Here is a 16,236-nt window from a genome sequence, read left to right as displayed (position 1 = left end):
ACCGCGCCGGATCGGGGTGGGCAATGCGCGCCCGGGAACGGACGGCGCTTGTCGCGGACGCTCCGACGGGGAATAGCGGCGGGGTCAACCCACAGGAGCACTCCCCATGATCATCTATGGTTCGACGATCTCGCCGTTCGTGCGAAAGGCCGTGGCGTTCGCGCGCGAGAAGGGGGTGGAGGTCGAGGTGCGCGCGGCGGGGATGGGACGCGGCGGGCCGGAATTCGAGGAAGCGTCGCCGTTCCGCAAGATGCCGGCGCTGCGCGACCCGGGCGCGGACGGCGGGCGCGACTTCACGATCTCGGACTCGACCGCGATCGTACATTATCTCGAAGCCAGGCATCCCGAGCCCAACCTGATCCCGCTGGAGCCGATCGCACGCGCCCGAACGATCTGGTACGAGGAATTCGGCGATACGATCGTAATGGCGGCCGGGAGCAAGCTGTTCTTCAATCGTTTCGTCGGTCCCAAGGTGCTGAAATCGGGGTTCGACGCCGGGATCGCGGACGCAGCCGAGCGCGACGAACTGCCGCCGATCCTAGCGTACCTGGAGCGGGTGATCCCCGACAGCGGCTATCTGGTGGAGGACCGGTTCACGCTGGCCGACCTGTCGGTGGCGGCGCCGTTGGCCAATGCGTCGTGGGTGGGAGCGGCGATCGACGGCACGCGCTATCCGCGCACGGCGTCGTACGTCGACGCGATCCTGGCGCGGCCGTCGCTCGCCGACCTGGTGGCGCGCGACCGGGAGGTGGTGCGGGAAATGATGGCGGCGTGAGGCTGGCGGTCACCAAATGTCATGGGACTGGCAACGATTTCGCGCTGGTCGATGCGCGGGGATCTGCTGTGTCCGACGCGGACTGGAGCGCGGCGGCGCGGGCGCTGTCGGATCGGGCGGGGCCAGTCGGGGGCGACGGGCTGCTGCTCCTTACGGACGGGGACGCGCTTCACCCATTCGGGATGCGGATGTTCAATCCGGACGGGACGGAAGCGGAGACGTGCCTAAACGGGCTGCGCTGTGTCGCGCGGGCGGGACTCGCGGCGACGGGGCTGCGGCGGGCGACAGTCCGGCTGGCGGTCGGCGCGGCCGAGGTGGCGGTGGAAGCGGAGCTCGCGCCGGGCATCTTCACCGTCCGGGAGCGGGCGGGGCCGGCGGGGCTGGACGTGCGCGACTGGCCGATGACCATAGATACCGAGCGGGTGATCGACGGGATCGTGGCGCCGCTATCCCCATCTTTACGCTTCACGGCGGTGGCGATGCCCAACCCGCATCTGATCGCGTTCGTGGAAGCGATCGACGAGGCGGAACTGGTACGGGTGGGGCTGATCTGCGAAGCGGCACCGGCATGGCTGCCGAACCGAGCCAACGTGTCATTCGTGGCGATGCGGGGGAACGGAGCGCTCATCCGGACTCACGAGCGCGGCGCCGGGTTGACCGATGCATGCGGGAGCGCGGCGGCGGCGGCGGCGGTCGCGGCCGGGCTGACGGGTCGCGCGGGCCTGGGGGAGGCGCTGGTCGTGCGGAGTCCGGGCGGCCCCGTGCGTGCGCGGGCGGACGCGGACGGGTGGGTGACGCTGTCGGGCAACGCGACCTTCGAATGGACGGGCCAGGTCGAGATCGGCCTTGCGGCCCGGCACGCGGGCGAACCAGTCGTCACGGCGCGGTTCGAGGCGGAAACCAGGGCTTGGGAGAGGACGCGGATGGACCCAGATGCGTCGGGCACGCGTTAAGTTGGTGAAATCGGTGGAGAGTGGTGTGAGCGATCATAAGAAGAAGGGCGATTTCGCCAAGAACGGCAAGGACGATGTCGGCGGCAACAAGAAGCAGGACAATTCGGACAACACGCCCAGCAAGAACAACAACCAGAATGCCGGGCACGGCGGGCACAAATAGCCCGCGCCCGGTCAGGGGCGGGCGTAGGGAACGAAGTCGCCCAGGGTGACGGACCCGCGCTGGATGCGGCTGGGCTGGTCGACAAGCTGGACCGGCTCACCGCGGCAGAGCTGGCCGACGACCGGGCGGGTGACGAGGATCGAGTCGCGCAGCAGCCATTCGAGCCCGGCCGTCGGGCGGTTGACGTAAAAGCGGCGGCCCTCGCGGTAGACGATCGCCCGGCCCTCGACGATCTCGGAGCGGGTGTTCGGGCGCAGCGGGATGCAGCGCACCGGCGCGCCCGCAACGCGGCCCGCGAGCAGGCGGTCGAGCCGCGCCTGCGGATCGTAGCCGCGCTGGGCGGAGGTCGGCGCGGCCGCGAGCAGCGCGGCGGCGGTCGCGAGGAGGCAAGTCAGGCGCATGATCGGGCTCCCGAATCGGTGATGGTTACAGGCAGCAGGTGGCGACGGCGCAGGCCGCGGACAAGCGACGGCCGATGGTATCGGTGAAACGGGAGATCGCGCGCCGCGTGGAGGCGCTGTTAGGGCCGGGCGAGGTCGAGCTCGCGCGGCCGGACGGCGACCCGGGGCTGTTCGGGCCGGGATCGGCGAGCTGGGCGGTGCACGGCGATTTTTCGAGCATGCTGATCGGGGGCGTGAGCGCGCTGCTGGTGCAGATGCTGCATCCACGCGTCCTGGCGGGGGTGTGGGACCATTCCGGGTTCCGCAAGGACTGGATGGGTCGGTTGCGGCGGACGGCGCAGTTCGTGGGGACGGCGACCTACGGACCCGGTGCCCAGGTCGAGGCGGCGGTCGCGCGGGTGCGGCGGGTGCATGCGCATGTGCGCGGAACGCTGCCCGACGGAACTCCGTACGCTGCCGACGAGCCCGAGCTTTTGACGTGGGTGCATGTCGCCGAGGTGGACGCGTTCCTGCGCGCGCACCTGCGCTACCGCGACCCGTGGTTCCCGCCCGAGCGGCAGGACGCATACCTCGCCGAGCAGGCGCGGCTCGCCCGGATGCTGGGCGCGCTGGAGGTGCCGGAGACGCGCGCGGAGCTGGCGGCGTATCTGCGGCGGATGCGGCCCGAGCTGCGGAGCGATGCGCGGACGCGCGAGGTGTCGCGGCTGATGCTGGCGCAACCGTCGCCGAGCCTGGCGACCGCGCCCGCCAATGCGCTGATGTTGTGGGCCGGCGTGGAACTGCTGCCCGAATGGGCGCGGCGGATGCACGGGTTGCGCATGCCGTTCCCGGGCGCGGCGGCGGTGCGTGCCGGGGCGTTGGGGGTGGGCGGCGTGCTGCGCTGGGCGATGAAGGCGTAGCGCGGGAGAGAAAGGGGGGAGCACAAACGAAACCGGCCGACACAACCCAAAGGCTGTGCCGGCCGATCACGCGGCTACGCGGGGAGGGCGCGCAGTTACGCCAGCGAAGCGCGGGGGACGCCCCGCTTCCGGCTGCGAAGGGCACCGCCCACCGCACCGAAACCGATGATCATCATCGCCCAGGTACCCGGCTCCGGCACGGCGGCCACGACCGACGGCGGGATGGAGAGGGTGGCGGCGGAGGCGTAGTCGGAGTCGCCTGTGTTGTTGAAGCTGAGCGTCAGCGACGTCGGCGTCGGGTCGAAGGTGCGCACCGTGTTGACGGTGGTGCCCAGCAGGAACAGCGAGATGCTGGAGCTGATCCCCGGCGTCACGTTGAAGGTGCGCGTGGTGGCGCTGGTCGGGGTGAAATTGAAGCGGCCGCCCACACCATCGTCGAACGAGAAGAAGTTGCTGATGGTCTGGTTGATCGTCGTCCCGACCGTGGTCGAGAAGTTGATCGTGCCGTTCTGCGTACCGGTCAGCCCCGTAGCCGACGCGAACGCGCCGGTGCCGAGGATCTCGAACGTCGAGCCCATGTTGGCGGTGTAGGTCGCGGGCGTGGTCGTGATGTTCACCGACGGGATATACAGATTGGCAACCGCGACGTCGCCGTTGCCGATCTGCTGAGCCGCTGCCGGGGTGGAGAACAGGGCCGCGCCCGCAAGGGAGGCGGCGAGGAGAAATCGGGAATGGAATTTCATGAGGGAACCCCTTGATAAAAGCGCCTCACACTTCGAGGACGCAAGCTCCGTAGCTCAAGCCGAGAGCAAAGTAATTAGACGTGCGTTAAATATTGGGTAATCTTTTCATCTTTCGCAAGTTGTTCACAAGTGGGACAGAATCTATTCCTTCAAATTGTATGGAACTTTTTGGAATCATGATCCCGAGATCATTCAGGTGAACACCACGACTACCGCTTCTCGGGCGATGCGCGTGTGGAACGACTGAAATCCCCGTTCCATCAATCCGGCGACGATGTCGAGCAACATCCTCGCCAATGCGTCCGGTTGGTGACGGACCCACATAGCCGCGCCGAACCGCCTGATCAGGCGGTCGCGGGCATCCCGAGCCGCTCCTCCAAGCGGGTCTGCTCGCGCCACAGGGCGGGGGGCACGCGCTCGCCGAGCTTCCCGAGGTCTTCGGCGTTGAGCGCCGCCTCGTTCCGCCATGTGTCCGCGTCGACCGAAAGCAGGATGTCGAGCGCACCGTCGTCGAGCGACAGGCCGTCCAGGGCGAGGTCCTCGCGCCGCGGCAGCAGGCCGATGGCCGTGTCGACCGCGTCGACCTTGCCCTCGACGCGCTTGACGATCCATTCGAGCACGCGCGCGTTGTCGCCGAAGCCCGGCCACAGATACTTGCCGTCCGGCCCCTTGCGGAACCAGTTCACCATGTAGATGCGCGGCAACTGGCCGGGGTCGGACGCGGCCGCCGCGCCGATGCGGATCCAGTGCTCGAAATACTGGGCCATGTCGTAACCGCAGAAGGGCAGCATCGCGAACGGGTCCCGGCGCAGCGCGCCCACCGCGGTCTCGGCCGCCGCCGTGCCTTCGGACGCGATATTGGCGGCGAGGTAGACGCCGTGGTTCCAGTCGAACGCCTCCGTGACCAGCGGCACCGCGCTCGCCCGCCGGCCGCCGAACAGCATCGCCGAGATCGGCACGCCCGCCGGCCGGTCCCATTCGTCGGCGATCACCGGGCACTGATCGGCGGGCACCGTGAACCGCGCGTTGGGATGCGCGGCCGGCTTGCCGGAAGCCGGATCCCAGGGCCGGCCCTCCCAATCGATCAGGCCGGCGGGCGGTTCGTCGGTCAGTCCCTCCCACCAGACGTCGCCGTCGGCCGTGAGCGCGGTGTTGGTGTAGACGGCGTTGCCGGTCAGCGTCTCCACCGCGTTGCGGTTGGTGGACATGCCGGTGCCCGGTGCCACGCCGAAGAAGCCGGCTTCCGGGTTGATCGCATAAAGCCGTCCATCCTTGCCGAAGCGCATCCAGGCGATGTCGTCGCCGACCGTCTCGGCCTTCCAGCCGGGGATCGTGGGCTCCAGCATCGCCATGTTGGTCTTGCCGCACGCGCTGGGAAAGGCGGCGGCGACGTAATGGGCCGCGCCCTGGGGGCTGGTCAGTTTCAGGATCAGCATATGCTCCGCGAGCCAGCCCTCGTCGCGCGCCATGACGCTGGCGATGCGGAGCGCGAAGCATTTCTTGCCCAGGAGCGCGTTGCCGCCATAGCCCGAGCCGTAGGACCAGATCTCGCGCGTTTCGGGGAAGTGGACGATCCATTTCTCCTCGTTGCACGGCCACGCCACGTCGGGCGTGCCCGGGTCGAGCGGCGTGCCGACCGAGTGGACGCAGCGGACGAAGAAGCCGTCATGTCCCAGCATCTCAAGCGCCGCGGCGCCCATCCGCGTCATGATCCGCATGGACAACACGACATAGGCGCTGTCGGTGATCTCGACCCCGATCGCGCTCTGCGGCGAGCCCAGCGGCCCCATGCAGAACGGTACCACATACATCGTCCGCCCGCGCATCGCGCCGTCGAACAGCGGAGCCAGGACGCCGCGCATCTCGTCCGGGGCCTTCCAATTGTTGGTCGGGCCCGCGTCGTCCTCGGCCTCGGAGCAGATGAAGGTGCGGCTTTCGACGCGTGCGACGTCGCGCGCGTCGGACCGCGCATAGAAGCTGTTCGGACGCTTCGCGGGATCGAGCCGGGTCAGGGTGCCGCAGTCGACCAGTTGCCCGGCGAGCTCGTCCCACTCGGCCTGCCCGCCGTCGCACCAGCGGATCGCGTCGGGACGGGTCTGGGCGGCGATCCCGCGCACCCATTCGACCAGCGCCTTATGCGCGGGGACGGTTCCCTCCTCCCGCGTCGTCCCCTCGATCGGTTCGGCCAGCATCGCCATCCTCCATCCTTCCCTGAATTCGAATCGTTCACCAAGCGCGCGCGAACCGCGGCGACATGTCCGCTTCGCTACAGGCCCCCGCGTGATGATCCAAGCCGTCACGAGCGCCTCAGCCCTGCAGCGATTCGAGCGGCATCGATCCGAGTTGGGACGGCGAGGCCGCGACGTCGATGCCCGATCCCGACGCGCCGGCATCCAGGGCCCGGAGTCCAGCACCCCGGGCGGGTCGCCGCGACGCGCCCCCGATCGTCGCCGCGCGGAACCGGCTTGCGCCCGCGCGCGGACGGACGGAAACCATGCCGACGGTTCGAAGAAGAAGGAGAGGGTTCCATGGCCATAAGCTACCCCGTTCCCGCGGAGTCGGCCGCGCGCGCGATCGTGAACGACGAGCGCTACCGGTCGATGTACGCGCGCTCGGTCGCCGACCCGGAGGGCTTCTGGCGCGACGAGGCGCGGCGTCTCGATTGGATCAGGCCGTTCACCAAGGTCCAGGACACCAGCTTCGACCGGGCCGACTTCCGGATACGATGGTTCGAGGACGGGGCCGTCAACGTGTCCGCGAACTGTCTCGACCGGCATCTGGACACGCGCGCGGACGAGACGGCGCTAATCTGGGAAGGCGACGAGCCCGGCGAGGGACGGCGGCTCAGCTATGCCGAACTGCACGGGCAGGTATGCCGCTTCGCCAACGTGCTGAAGTCGCGGAGCGTGGCCAAGGGCGACCGCGTCACGATCTATATGCCGAACATGCCGGAGGCGGCGGTCGCGATGCTCGCCTGCACGCGCATCGGCGCGGTCCACTCGGTGGTATTCGCCGGCTTCTCGCCGGAAAGCCTGGCCGGCCGTATATGGGACTGCGACTCCCGTCTGGTCGTCACCGCCGACCAGGGCGTCCGGGGCGGCAAGACGATCCCGCTCAAGGCCAATGTCGACGCCGCGCTTGCGCAATGCGACTCGGTCGAAACGGTGATCGTGATCAGCCGCACGGGCGCCGACGTGCCCATGACGTCCGGCCGGGACCACGCATATGCCGAACTGGTCGCCGCCGCATCGACGGACTGCCCGCCCGAACCGATGGACGCCGAGGATCCGCTGTTCATCCTGTACACGTCGGGATCGACGGGCAGGCCCAAGGGGGTGCTGCACACCACGGCCGGCTATCTGCTGTGGGCGGCATCGACCTTCGAATATCTGTTCGATCACAGGCGCGGCGACATATTCTGGTGCACCGCCGACATCGGCTGGATCACGGGACACACCTACCTCGTCTATGGGCCGCTCGCCAATGGCGGCACCACGGTGATGTTCGACGGCGTGCCGAGTTATCCCGATCCCGGCCGCATCTGGGAGACCTGCGACAGGTTGGGCGTCAACACGCTCTATACCGCGCCGACGGTGCTGCGCGCGCTGATGCGCGAGGGCGACCAGTGGGTGACCAGATACGACCGGCGGTCGCTGCGCCTGCTGGGCAGCGTCGGCGAACCGATCAATCCGGAGGCCTGGGAGTGGTACCACCGCGTGGTCGGGGAGCGCCGCTGCCCGATCGTGGACACCTGGTGGCAGACCGAGACCGGCGGCGCGATGATCGCGCCGATGCCCGGCGCGACGGCGCTGAAGCCGGGCTCCGCGACCAAGCCGGTGTTCGGCGTGCGTCCCGAACTGGTCGACGGGGAGGGAACGGTGCTGGAGGGCGCGGCGGAAGGCCACCTGTGCCTCGCCGCGAGCTGGCCGGGCCAGATGCGCGGGGTCTGGGGTGACCCCGAGCGGTTCTTCGACACGTACTTCACGACCTTTCCGGGAAAATTCTTCACGGGCGACGGGTGCCGCCGCGACGAGGACGGTTATTACTGGATCACCGGCCGCGTGGACGACGTCATCAACGTGTCCGGCCACCGCATGGGCACCGCCGAGGTCGAGAGCGCGCTCGTCGCGCACCGACTGGTCGCCGAAGCCGCCGTCGTCGGCATGCCACACGAGGTGAAGGGCCAGGGGATCTACGCCTTCGTGACGCTGAATGTCGGCGAGGAGGAGAGCGAGGCGCTCAGGAACGAGCTGCGCGGCTGGGTGCGCCGCGAGATCGGACCGATCGCGACGCCCGACGCGATCCAGTTCGCGCCCGGCCTGCCCAAGACCCGGTCGGGCAAGATCATGCGGCGGGTCCTCCGCAAGATCGCGGAGAACGAGACGGGCGCGATGGGCGACATTTCGACCCTGGCCGACCCCGGTGTCGTGGACGACCTGATCGCAGGGCGGGTGACGTAGCATGAGCATCGCCGGTCGATCGAAAAAGAACCCGCGCGGTTCTTTTCCGATTGACATCGTCACGCTGTTTAAGTACAAAACAGGAACGTCGAGAATTACCGAGTCGGGCCGGGGGGCTCCGATCGGGGTTCGGGCGGTCGGGGATATGGAAGGCCGGATACGCGGGCGGGGTTGGCACCCCGGCCGGGTCGCCGGCCTTTCGCGCGTTTCGGCGTTCAGGGGGGAGCGGGGCATGGACGAGATAACGAGTGGGACGAACCGGGCGCTGCAGCGGCGGGCGGATGGGCGGGCGCAGCGGTTGACGGCGGAGCGACGCAAGCTGTTCCTGACGGAGCTGGGCACCAGCTGCAACGTGAAGCGGGCGGCCGGGGCGGTCGGGGCGAGCCAGTCCGCCTTCTATGCGCTGCGCCGGAGCGACGAGGCGTTCGCCGCGGCGTGGGAAGAGGCGCTGGCGACGGGATATGCGCGGCTGGAGGCGGAGCTGCTCGCCGCCGCGCTGGAGGGCGAAACGGCGGACGTCGCGGTCGACCGGGCGCTCGCGCTGTCGCTGCTGGGGAGGCGCGACGCCAAGGCGCGGTCGGGCGCGCCGGGAGGCTATGGGATGATAAGCCGCACCCGCCACGTACCGATGGCGGACGTGGAGGCCGCGCTGCTGCGGCAGCTCGAGCTGCTCGAAAAGCGGCTGAGGTCGGGGAAGGAGGCGTGAAGGCCGCGGTGCAGGGGCCGCCGCATAAGAGGCAGGGCGGCGATGGGGGGCGGGCCGGCGAGGGCGGACGGGCCGGCGTGCTCGCGGCGCTGGAGCGGCTCACGAAGCATCCGGCGCTGCACTGGCTGCCCACGCTGCGGCGGATCGGCGCGGACAATCTGCGGACGCTGGAGGCGGATTGGGACACCTGGGCGCTGCCGGGCCAGCGCGTCGCGGGCGACTGGCGGGTCTGGCTGATCCGGGCCGGGCGCGGGTTCGGCAAGACGCGCGCGGGGGCGGAATGGATCAGCGAGATCGCGCGGACCACGCCCGACGCCCGCATCGCGCTGGTCGGGGCGACGGCGAGCGAGGCGCGGCAGGTGATGGTGGAGGGCGAGAGCGGGCTGCTGGCGTGCAAGCGTCACGGCGAGGCGACCTGCTGGAAGCGGGATCAGGGGCTGCTCCTCTTCGGATCGGGCGCGCAGGCGCAGGTATTCTCGGCGGAGGCGCCCGAATCCCTGCGCGGCGCGCAACACCATGTCGCCTGGTGCGACGAGATCGCGAAATGGCGGTACGGCGAGGCGGCGTGGGACAATCTGATGCTGGGCCTCCGGCTGGGGACACATCCCCGGGTCGTGGTGACGACGACGCCGCGGCCCAACAACCTGATGCGCAGGATCATGACGACGAAGGGCGTGACCCTGACGACGGGGCGGACGCGCGACAATTTCCACCTGCCCGCCGTGTTCGTCGAGGCGATGGAGGACGCTTACGGCGGGACGGCCAAGGGTCGCCAGGAGCTCGACGGCGAGATGATCGAGGAGGCGGACGGCGCGCTGTGGTCGCGCGCCCTGATCGAGCGCGCCCGCGTGGACGGGCATCCCGAGCTGGCGCGGATCGTGGTGGGCGTCGATCCGCCCGCGACCGCTGAGGGCGACGCGTGCGGGATCGTGTGCGTGGGCCTCGGCGCGGACGGGCGCGGATACGTGCTGGAGGACGCCAGCGTCGGCGGGCTGACGCCGGAGGGCTGGGCGGCGGCCGTGGCGTCCTGCGCCGAGCGCTGGGGCGCGGACCGGGTGGTGGCGGAGACGAACCAGGGTGGTGAGATGGTCGCCAGCGTGCTGCGCGGGGCGGACAGGGCGTTGCCGGTCAAGCCGGTCCATGCCAGCAGGAGCAAGACGGCGCGGGCCGAGCCGGTGATGACCTGGTACGCGTCGGGCCGGGTGTTCCATGCGGGGCGCTTTCCGGCGCTGGAGGACGAGCTGTGCGGCCTGCGCGTGGGCGGCGCGTACGAGGGGCCGGGGCGCTCCCCCGACCGGGCCGACGCGTGCGTATGGGCGCTGACCGAGCTGCTGGGCAAACCGGCCGCGGCGCCGGCGGTGCGGACTCTTTGATCTAGGGGACAGGCGATGAAATGGTTTGGACGCAAGTCCGGGCGCGACGAGTCGCGTCCGGTGTTGGCGCGTGGGTCGGGCGTAGCCTTGGGCGAGTGGCCGCGGACTTATGAGGCGCAGGTTCGGGACGGGTACTGCCTGAACGCAGTGGCGCAGCGGGCGGTCAAGCTCGTCAGCGAGGGGGTGGCGTCCGCTCCGGTGGAGGCCTCCGCGCCCGAGCTGGCGGCGTTGGTCGGCGCGCGGAGCGGGGGGCGGCCGTTCCTGGAGGGAGTGGCGGCGCAGCTGCTGCTGCATGGGAATGCGTTCGTAGCGGTGATGCGCGATGCCGAGGGCGGGGTGGACGGGCTGTTCGCGCTTCGGCCGGAGCGGGTGCGGGTGGAGCTCGATGCGGGCGGATGGCCTGCGGCTTACCGGTACGCGGTGGGGGAGCGGGTGGCGCGCTTCTCGGCCGATCCGGTCAGGCCGGAGGTGATCCATCTGCGCAGCTTCAACCCGGTCGACGATCATTACGGGCTTGGGTGCCTGCCCGCGGCGGCGGGGGCGGTGGCGATCCACGACGCGGCGGCGCGGTGGCACAAGGCGCTGCTGGACAACGCCGCGCGGCCGTCGGGGGCGCTGGTGTTCGACCCGGGGGACGGGTCGGTGCTGTCGCCCGATCAATGGGCACGGTTGAAGGACGAGATGGAGGGCGCGTTCCAGGGCGCCGCCAACGCCGGGCGACCGATGCTGCTGGAGGGCGGATTGAAGTGGCAGGCGTTGTCGCTGTCGCCCGCCGACATGGATTTCGTCGGCACAAAGGCGGCGGCGGCGCGCGAGATCGCGCTGGCGTTCGGGGTGCCGCCGATGCTGCTGGGGCTGCCCGGGGACAGCACTCACGCGAACTACCGGGAGGCGAACCGGGCGCTGTGGCGGTTGAGCGTGCTGCCGATGGCGGGAGCGATCCTGGCGGGGATCGCGGAAGCCTTACGCGGTTGGTGGCCGGACGCCTCGCTGATGGTCGATCTGGACCGGGTGCCGGCGCTGGCGGAGGAGCGGGCGATGTTGTGGAAATCGGTATCGGCGGCGGACTGGTTGTCCGACGACGAGAAGCGCGAGCTGGTGCGGCCGTGAGCGCGGTGCTGGAGCAGCTGCTGGGGCAGGCGGCGGATCGGGGGGTCGACGCGGCGACCTTGCGCGCGATCGTGGAGGAGGCGGGGGAGGCTGCGGCGACACGGGCGCTGACGCGGCTGGGACTGGCGGATGCGGGGGCGGGGCGGGACGTCGCCGAGCTGCGCGAGCTGCTGGGGAGCTGGCGGGCGGCCAAGGTGTCGGCGTGGAAGGCGCTGTGGGGCTGGGTCGCGCGGGTGCTGTCGACGGTGGTGCTGGCGGGGATTGCGGTCAGGTGGGGCGGGGAGGTCTGGAAGTGATGCCGTCGGTTGGAGAGGTCCGGGCGTCTCCCCTCTCCCCGGCCCTCTCCCCTTCCGGGGAGAGGGAGATACGCTTTGCCGGATACGCCGCCGTGTTCGACCGGGTGGACCGGGTCGGGGATGTGGTCAGACGGGGGGCGTTCGGGGCTGTGGCTCCGGTACCGTTGCTGTGGGCGCATTGGGGCGGGGCGGTGGGGGAGATCGGCGCGATCGGGGAGGATGCGGTGGGGTTGCGGGTGGAGGGGATGGTCGGGGGCGAGCTGGCGGGGTTGGTTCGGTCGGGGGCGGTGGCGGGGTTGTCCGTCGGGTTCCGGGCGCTGCGGGCGAAGCAGGGGGTTTGGCGGGAGCTGTTCGAGGTGGAGCTGGTGGAGGTGAGTCTGGTCAAGGTGCCGATGCAGGCTTTGGCTCGGGTGGAGTGGGTGGGGAGCGGATAGGTCCGGCCCTCACCCTGGCGCTTCGCGCCTGTCCCTCTCCCGCGAAGGCGGGAGAGGGTTTTCAAGAGGGGGCGCTTCGGCGTCCTTTTTTCGTTTCTGGAGGAGAGTGGCATGAGTGACGTGGTGATGGCGCGGCCGGTTCTGGAAGGCGCGCGCGAGGGGGTTCCGCGGGGCGGGGCGGCGTTCGACGGGTTCGTCCGGGCGGGGACGACGGTGGAGATGAAGGCGTTCACCGGGGTGACGGGGGATGCGGGCGGGTTCGCGGTGCCGCGCGAGATCGATGCGGCGATCGACGCGGTGCTGAAAGGCATCTCGCCGATCCGGGCGATCGCCAATGTGGTGAAGGTCGGGACGGCGGGGTACCGCAAGCTGGTGACGACGGGCGGCACGCCGTCGGGCTGGGCGAGCGAGACGGGCCCGCGGCCGGAGACGGCGACGCCGGTATTCACGGAAATCGCGCCGCCGATGGGCGAGCTGTACGCCAATCCGTCGGCGAGCCAGGCGATGCTCGATGACGCCGCGTTCGATGTCGAGGAATGGCTGGCGGGCGAGATCGCGACCGAGTTCGCCAAGGCCGAGGGCGCGGCGTTCGTGGGCGGATCGGGGGTCAACCGGCCCAAGGGCTTCCTGACCTATCCGACGGGCCCGGCGAGCGACGCGACGCGGGCCTTCGGGACGCTGCAGCATCTGGCGTCCGGGGCGGCGGCGGATTTCGGGACCAACCCGCAGGAGCGGCTGATCGACCTCGTCCAGTCGCTCCGCGCGCCGTACCGGCAGGGGGCGTGCTTCGTGATGAACGCGGCGACGCTGGCGCGCATCCGCAAGTTCAAGACGGCGGACGGCGCGTTCCTGTGGTCGCCGGGGCTGACGGCGGGACAGCCCGCGACGTTGCTGGGGTACCCGGTGGTCGAGGCGGAGGACATGCCCGACGTGGCGGCGAACACCTTGCCGATCGCGTTCGGGAACTTCCGGGCGGGGTATCTGGTCGCCGAGCGGACGGAGACCGCGATCCTGCGCGATCCGTATTCGAACAAGCCCTTCGTGGGGTTCTACGCGACCAAGCGGATCGGGGGTGCGGTGGTGAATTCGGAGGCGATTAAGCTGATGAAGATCGCCGCGAGCTGATTCGTAGAAGCCGGCCGGCGGCTCGGTCATGCCGAGCCGTCCGACGACGCGGCTTTGCCGCGTCGAGCCCCTCCACCACTCGCCCGAGAGGGCGAGTGGTCCCCCTCCCCCAGCAAGCTGGGGGAGGATTACAGAAAAAGCGGGGATGATCAGATGACAACGGGAGGAGCGCCGGTGCCGCAGGGGGCGGTGGACGGGGCGGTGGGGGCGGCGCGGGCTTACCTGCGGATCGTAGGGAACGCCGAGGATGCCGTGCTCGGCGTGCTCGCGCGGGCGGCGATCGAGGTGGGGGAGCAATTCACGGGGACGTGCTTCGTCGCGCGGACCGGGGAGACGGCGTCGCCCGCGCCGGTCCTGGCGACGGACTGGGACGGGCTGCCGGCCGGGATCGCGCACGGGGTGGTGATGCTGACCGCGCATCTGTTCGAGGCGCGGGGGCGGGATGCTGCGCCCCCGGCGGCGGTGGCGGCGCTGTGGCGGCCGCACCGGCGGATGCGGCTGGTGGGGGTGCAGGCGTGAGCGCGGTCGAGCGGATCGCGGCAAAGGCGGTCGAGGCTCGGGCGGCGGCGTTGGCGGACGCCTTGGGCGCGGTGGAGGGGGTGACGGTGGAGCGGACCGGCGGCGACCTGGTGCTGAGCGGGCGTGGCTTGCGGGCTCGGGTGGTGACGGAGCGGGTGCTCCGCGATCCGGCGAGTGTCCTGCGGTGAGCGCGCGGGAGATGTTGGGGGCGGCGGTGGTCGCTCGGCTCCGGGCCGATCCGGCATTGGCGGGGGTGGCGGTGTTCGATGCGCCGCCGGTCCGCGCCGCGCTTCCCCATGCGGTCGTCGAGGAGGCGGTGCTGGGGGAGTGGGGGACCAAGTCCTTCGCGGGCCACGAGGCGCGGTTCGCGGTGCTGGTGTGGGACGCGGGCGAGCGGCCGGTGCGGCTGCGCGCGCTGCTGGGCGCGGTGGAGGCGGCGGTGGGATCGCTCCCGGCCGAGCTCGGCGGGGGCTGGCGGGTGGCGGGGGCGAGGGTGGTGCGGAGCCGCCTGGCGCGGGCGTCGGGCGAGCGGTGGGTGGGGAGCGTGGATGTATTCGTGCGGATGTGGAGGGAGGAAGAGTGATGGCGGTCGAGAAGGGTAGCGCGTTCCTGCTGAAGGTCGGGGACGGGGCGGCGACGCCGTCGTTCGCGACGGTGGCGGGGATGCGGACGACGCAGATGTCGGTCAACGGCGAGGCGGTGGTGGTGACGAGCAAGGACTCCGGGGGCTGGCGGCAGCTGCTGGGCGGGGCGGGCGTCAGGTCCGTCAGCGTGTCGGCGGCGGGGGTGTTCACCGGGTCGGCGGCGGAGGCCCGGGTCAAGGGGAACGCCTTGTCGGGCGCTCTGGATGAGTACCGGCTGACGTTCGAGGGCGGCGAGGTGATGCAGGGGCGGTTCCTGGTCACGCGGCTGGATTACTCGGGCGATTTCAACGGGGAGCGGGCCTACGCGGTCAGCCTGGAGAGCTCGGGCGCGGTGGTTGGTTCTTAGAACCCTCTCCCGCTTTTGCGGGAGAGGGACAGACGCGGCGTAGCCGCGGCGAGGGTGAGGGCCGGACCTCGCCTCGGAGGGGCACTGCCCTCACCCTGGCGCTGACGCGCCTGTCCCTCTCCCGCGAAAGCGGGAGAGGGTTTTTGGAGAATGGACATGGACATGGCGAATTCCGCGCGCGGCGAGGCCGCGGTGCGGGTGGGTGGGTGCGCGCTGAAGCTGCGGCCCAGTTTTCAGGCTCTGGTGGCGGCGGAGGGAGAGCTGGGGTCGTTGTTCGCACTGGTGGAGCGGGCGGCGGACGGGCGGCTGAACCTGGCCGAGCTGGTCGCGCTGTTCTGGCATTGCGTCGTCGACCCGCCCGAGGGGCTGACGCGCGAGGCGCTGGGGGAGGCGGTGACGCAAGCCGGGCTGGCGGCGGCGACGCCGGTGCTGCGCGTGCTGCTGCGGCAGATACTGGCGGGGCGGTGACGGGACAGTTCGTGGACTCCGCCGTGCGGCTGGCGGGGTACGCGGGGGCGGTGCTGGGGTGGTCGCCGGACGCGTTCTGGCGGGCGACGCCGGCGGAGTTGGAGGCGGTGGCGCGGGCGATCACCGGCGGAGGCGATGTGGTCGCGCCGCCGGACGCGGGGACGCTCGCCGCGTTGAGGGAGGCGTTTCCGGATGGATGAGGAACTGGACCGATTGGTGATCCGCGTGCGGGCGGACACGGGCGCGTTCGCGCGTGACGTGCAGGCGATGCGCGGGGCGCTCGACGGGCCGCTCGAGGCGGGGGCGGAGCGGGCGGGGCGCGCGGTGGAGGGTGCTCTGGCGCGGGCGGTGCGGACGGGGAAGCTGGGGTTCGAGGACCTGAAGCGGGTGGCGCTGTCGGTGCTGGCGGAGATCGCGGCGGCGAGCGTGCGGGACGGGCTGGGCGCGGTCCTGGGCGGCGGGGGTGCGGGCGGCGGGATAGCCGGGTTGCTTGGCGGGCTACTCGGCGGCGCGGCTCCGGGGCTTCCGGGTCGGGCGACGGGCGGGCCGGTGTCGCCGGGGCGGGCCTACGTCGTCGGCGAGCGGGGGCCGGAGCTGTTCGTGCCGACCGGGAGCGGGCGGGTGCTGGCGAACGGGGCCGGCGGAGGCGGCGGGCGTGAAGTGCGGGTGGCGATCACGGTGAATGCGGGGTCGGTGGGGGCCCCGGAGGCGCTGACGCGGTCGGGGCGGCAGGTGGCTCGGGCGGTGCGGGCGGCTTTGCGGGAGGAGTAAGGGGTGGTTCTCGCGAAGGCGCGAAGGCGCGAAGAGAAGAAGGTCGGTTC

Annotated in this window: 21 protein-coding genes; 18 read left to right on the top strand and 3 right to left on the bottom strand. The window is 70.9% G+C overall.

The annotated features are described in order from the left end of the window. The first annotated feature begins 106 nt into the window (after positions 1–106). From ACFE7F_RS01500 to ACFE7F_RS01490, 3 genes are read left to right on the top strand one after another with little or no spacing between them, the layout of a single operon-like run. Entirely contained in the window at positions 107–775 is a 669-nt protein-coding gene (locus ACFE7F_RS01500; RefSeq protein WP_375402068.1) for a glutathione S-transferase family protein, read from the top strand. After that, positions 772–1,728, top strand: a complete 957-nt coding sequence (gene dapF, locus ACFE7F_RS01495; RefSeq protein WP_375402067.1) for a diaminopimelate epimerase — start codon at positions 772–774, stop codon at positions 1,726–1,728. The genes ACFE7F_RS01500 and dapF overlap by 4 nt, the downstream gene beginning before the upstream one ends. Positions 1,729–1,753: 25 nt before the next feature. Then, a complete protein-coding gene (locus ACFE7F_RS01490) occupies positions 1,754–1,891 on the top strand; it encodes a hypothetical protein (protein ID WP_375402066.1) in 138 nt (45 codons plus the stop codon). Positions 1,892–1,902: 11 nt separating this feature from the next. Here the strand turns inward: ACFE7F_RS01490 and ACFE7F_RS01485 are convergent, their stop codons facing one another. Beyond that, positions 1,903–2,292, bottom strand: a complete 390-nt coding sequence (locus ACFE7F_RS01485; protein ID WP_375402065.1) for a hypothetical protein — start codon at positions 2,290–2,292, stop codon at positions 1,903–1,905. A gap of 74 nt (positions 2,293–2,366) precedes the next feature. On the opposite strand from ACFE7F_RS01485, the gene ACFE7F_RS01480 reads away from it, so the two are divergent. Further along, on the top strand, positions 2,367–3,191 hold the full coding sequence (locus tag ACFE7F_RS01480) for an oxygenase MpaB family protein (protein WP_375402064.1): 825 nt from the start codon (positions 2,367–2,369) through the stop codon (positions 3,189–3,191). A 95-nt stretch (positions 3,192–3,286) separates the two neighbouring features. On the opposite strand, the gene ACFE7F_RS01475 is transcribed toward ACFE7F_RS01480, so the two are convergent. Both ACFE7F_RS01475 and ACFE7F_RS01470 read right to left on the bottom strand, forming a co-directional pair. Beyond that, entirely contained in the window at positions 3,287–3,934 is a 648-nt protein-coding gene (locus ACFE7F_RS01475; protein ID WP_375402063.1) for a PEPxxWA-CTERM sorting domain-containing protein, read from the bottom strand. Positions 3,935–4,278: 344 nt separating this feature from the next. Next, complete coding sequence (locus ACFE7F_RS01470) at positions 4,279–6,126, bottom strand: phosphoenolpyruvate carboxykinase (GTP) (RefSeq protein ID WP_375402062.1); 1,848 nt, start codon at positions 6,124–6,126, stop codon at positions 4,279–4,281. 336 nt (positions 6,127–6,462) lie between these two features. On the opposite strand from ACFE7F_RS01470, the gene acs reads away from it, so the two are divergent. The 14 genes from acs to ACFE7F_RS01400 all read left to right on the top strand — a co-directional run bounded on the left by acs (position 6,463) and on the right by ACFE7F_RS01400 (position 16,186). Next, positions 6,463–8,394 carry an acetate--CoA ligase gene (acs, locus tag ACFE7F_RS01465; RefSeq protein WP_375402061.1) on the top strand — a complete coding sequence of 644 codons (1,932 nt, stop codon included), beginning with the start codon at positions 6,463–6,465 and terminating at the stop codon, positions 8,392–8,394. A gap of 232 nt (positions 8,395–8,626) precedes the next feature. Further along, positions 8,627–9,100 carry a hypothetical protein gene (locus ACFE7F_RS01460; RefSeq protein WP_375402060.1) on the top strand — a complete coding sequence of 158 codons (474 nt, stop codon included), beginning with the start codon at positions 8,627–8,629 and terminating at the stop codon, positions 9,098–9,100. A gap of 77 nt (positions 9,101–9,177) precedes the next feature. Then, positions 9,178–10,473, top strand: coding sequence for a DNA-packaging protein (locus ACFE7F_RS01455; protein WP_375402148.1), 1,296 nt, complete (start codon positions 9,178–9,180; stop codon positions 10,471–10,473). Positions 10,474–10,488: 15 nt separating this feature from the next. Further along, positions 10,489–11,583 carry a phage portal protein gene (locus tag ACFE7F_RS01450; protein ID WP_375402059.1) on the top strand — a complete coding sequence of 365 codons (1,095 nt, stop codon included), beginning with the start codon at positions 10,489–10,491 and terminating at the stop codon, positions 11,581–11,583. Continuing rightward, positions 11,580–11,879 carry a DUF6127 family protein gene (locus ACFE7F_RS01445; protein WP_375402058.1) on the top strand — a complete coding sequence of 100 codons (300 nt, stop codon included), beginning with the start codon at positions 11,580–11,582 and terminating at the stop codon, positions 11,877–11,879. Before ACFE7F_RS01450 ends, ACFE7F_RS01445 begins: the two co-directional genes overlap by 4 nt. Then, positions 11,879–12,313 (top strand): HK97 family phage prohead protease, encoded by a 435-nt coding sequence (locus ACFE7F_RS01440; RefSeq protein WP_375402057.1) that lies wholly within the window; start codon positions 11,879–11,881, stop codon positions 12,311–12,313. Before ACFE7F_RS01445 ends, ACFE7F_RS01440 begins: the two co-directional genes overlap by 1 nt. 111 nt (positions 12,314–12,424) lie before the next feature. After that, complete coding sequence (locus tag ACFE7F_RS01435) at positions 12,425–13,438, top strand: phage major capsid protein (RefSeq protein WP_375402056.1); 1,014 nt, start codon at positions 12,425–12,427, stop codon at positions 13,436–13,438. A gap of 174 nt (positions 13,439–13,612) precedes the next feature. Further along, a complete protein-coding gene (locus ACFE7F_RS01430; RefSeq protein ID WP_375402055.1) occupies positions 13,613–13,957 on the top strand; it encodes a head-tail connector protein in 345 nt (114 codons plus the stop codon). Then, positions 13,954–14,145 carry a hypothetical protein gene (locus ACFE7F_RS01425; RefSeq protein WP_375402054.1) on the top strand — a complete coding sequence of 64 codons (192 nt, stop codon included), beginning with the start codon at positions 13,954–13,956 and terminating at the stop codon, positions 14,143–14,145. Before ACFE7F_RS01430 ends, ACFE7F_RS01425 begins: the two co-directional genes overlap by 4 nt. Then, a complete protein-coding gene (locus ACFE7F_RS01420; RefSeq protein WP_375402053.1) occupies positions 14,142–14,540 on the top strand; it encodes a DUF3168 domain-containing protein in 399 nt (132 codons plus the stop codon). Before ACFE7F_RS01425 ends, ACFE7F_RS01420 begins: the two co-directional genes overlap by 4 nt. Next, complete coding sequence (locus tag ACFE7F_RS01415; protein WP_375402052.1) at positions 14,540–14,947, top strand: phage major tail protein, TP901-1 family; 408 nt, start codon at positions 14,540–14,542, stop codon at positions 14,945–14,947. Before ACFE7F_RS01420 ends, ACFE7F_RS01415 begins: the two co-directional genes overlap by 1 nt. 156 nt (positions 14,948–15,103) lie before the next feature. Next, positions 15,104–15,415: a gene transfer agent family protein gene (locus ACFE7F_RS01410; RefSeq protein ID WP_375402051.1), complete on the top strand. Its 312-nt coding sequence runs from the start codon at positions 15,104–15,106 to the stop codon at positions 15,413–15,415. Next, positions 15,412–15,615 (top strand): phage tail assembly chaperone, encoded by a 204-nt coding sequence (locus tag ACFE7F_RS01405; RefSeq protein WP_375402050.1) that lies wholly within the window; start codon positions 15,412–15,414, stop codon positions 15,613–15,615. Before ACFE7F_RS01410 ends, ACFE7F_RS01405 begins: the two co-directional genes overlap by 4 nt. Beyond that, entirely contained in the window at positions 15,608–16,186 is a 579-nt protein-coding gene (locus ACFE7F_RS01400; protein ID WP_375402049.1) for a tail tape measure protein, read from the top strand. The genes ACFE7F_RS01405 and ACFE7F_RS01400 overlap by 8 nt, the downstream gene beginning before the upstream one ends. Positions 16,187–16,236 lie beyond the last annotated feature (50 nt).

This window comes from uncultured Sphingomonas sp. (assembly GCF_964235535.1).
Taxonomy (GTDB): Bacteria; Pseudomonadota; Alphaproteobacteria; order Sphingomonadales; family Sphingomonadaceae; genus Sphingomonas.
Note: the sequence above shows the minus strand (reverse complement) of the source record. Positions and strands in the feature narration are given on the sequence as shown.

Excerpts from the sequence above, each read along its gene's own strand:
- ACFE7F_RS01435 (WP_375402056.1), top strand. The coding sequence starts at position 12,425 with ATGAGTGACGTGGTGATGGCGCGGCCGGTTCTGGAAGGCGCGCGCGAG.
- ACFE7F_RS01485 (WP_375402065.1), bottom strand. The coding sequence starts at position 2,292 with ATGCGCCTGACTTGCCTCCTCGCGACCGCCGCCGCGCTGCTCGCGGCC.
- ACFE7F_RS01415 (WP_375402052.1), top strand. The coding sequence starts at position 14,540 with ATGGCGGTCGAGAAGGGTAGCGCGTTCCTGCTGAAGGTCGGGGACGGG.
- ACFE7F_RS01450 (WP_375402059.1), top strand. The coding sequence starts at position 10,489 with ATGAAATGGTTTGGACGCAAGTCCGGGCGCGACGAGTCGCGTCCGGTG.
- ACFE7F_RS01460 (WP_375402060.1), top strand. The coding sequence starts at position 8,627 with ATGGACGAGATAACGAGTGGGACGAACCGGGCGCTGCAGCGGCGGGCG.
- acs (WP_375402061.1), top strand. The coding sequence starts at position 6,463 with ATGGCCATAAGCTACCCCGTTCCCGCGGAGTCGGCCGCGCGCGCGATC.
- ACFE7F_RS01475 (WP_375402063.1), bottom strand. The coding sequence starts at position 3,934 with ATGAAATTCCATTCCCGATTTCTCCTCGCCGCCTCCCTTGCGGGCGCG.
- ACFE7F_RS01440 (WP_375402057.1), top strand. The coding sequence starts at position 11,879 with ATGCCGTCGGTTGGAGAGGTCCGGGCGTCTCCCCTCTCCCCGGCCCTC.
- ACFE7F_RS01500 (WP_375402068.1), top strand. The coding sequence starts at position 107 with ATGATCATCTATGGTTCGACGATCTCGCCGTTCGTGCGAAAGGCCGTG.
- ACFE7F_RS01470 (WP_375402062.1), bottom strand. The coding sequence starts at position 6,126 with ATGCTGGCCGAACCGATCGAGGGGACGACGCGGGAGGAGGGAACCGTC.
- ACFE7F_RS01480 (WP_375402064.1), top strand. The coding sequence starts at position 2,367 with ATGGTATCGGTGAAACGGGAGATCGCGCGCCGCGTGGAGGCGCTGTTA.
- ACFE7F_RS01400 (WP_375402049.1), top strand. The coding sequence starts at position 15,608 with ATGGATGAGGAACTGGACCGATTGGTGATCCGCGTGCGGGCGGACACG.
- ACFE7F_RS01410 (WP_375402051.1), top strand. The coding sequence starts at position 15,104 with ATGGACATGGCGAATTCCGCGCGCGGCGAGGCCGCGGTGCGGGTGGGT.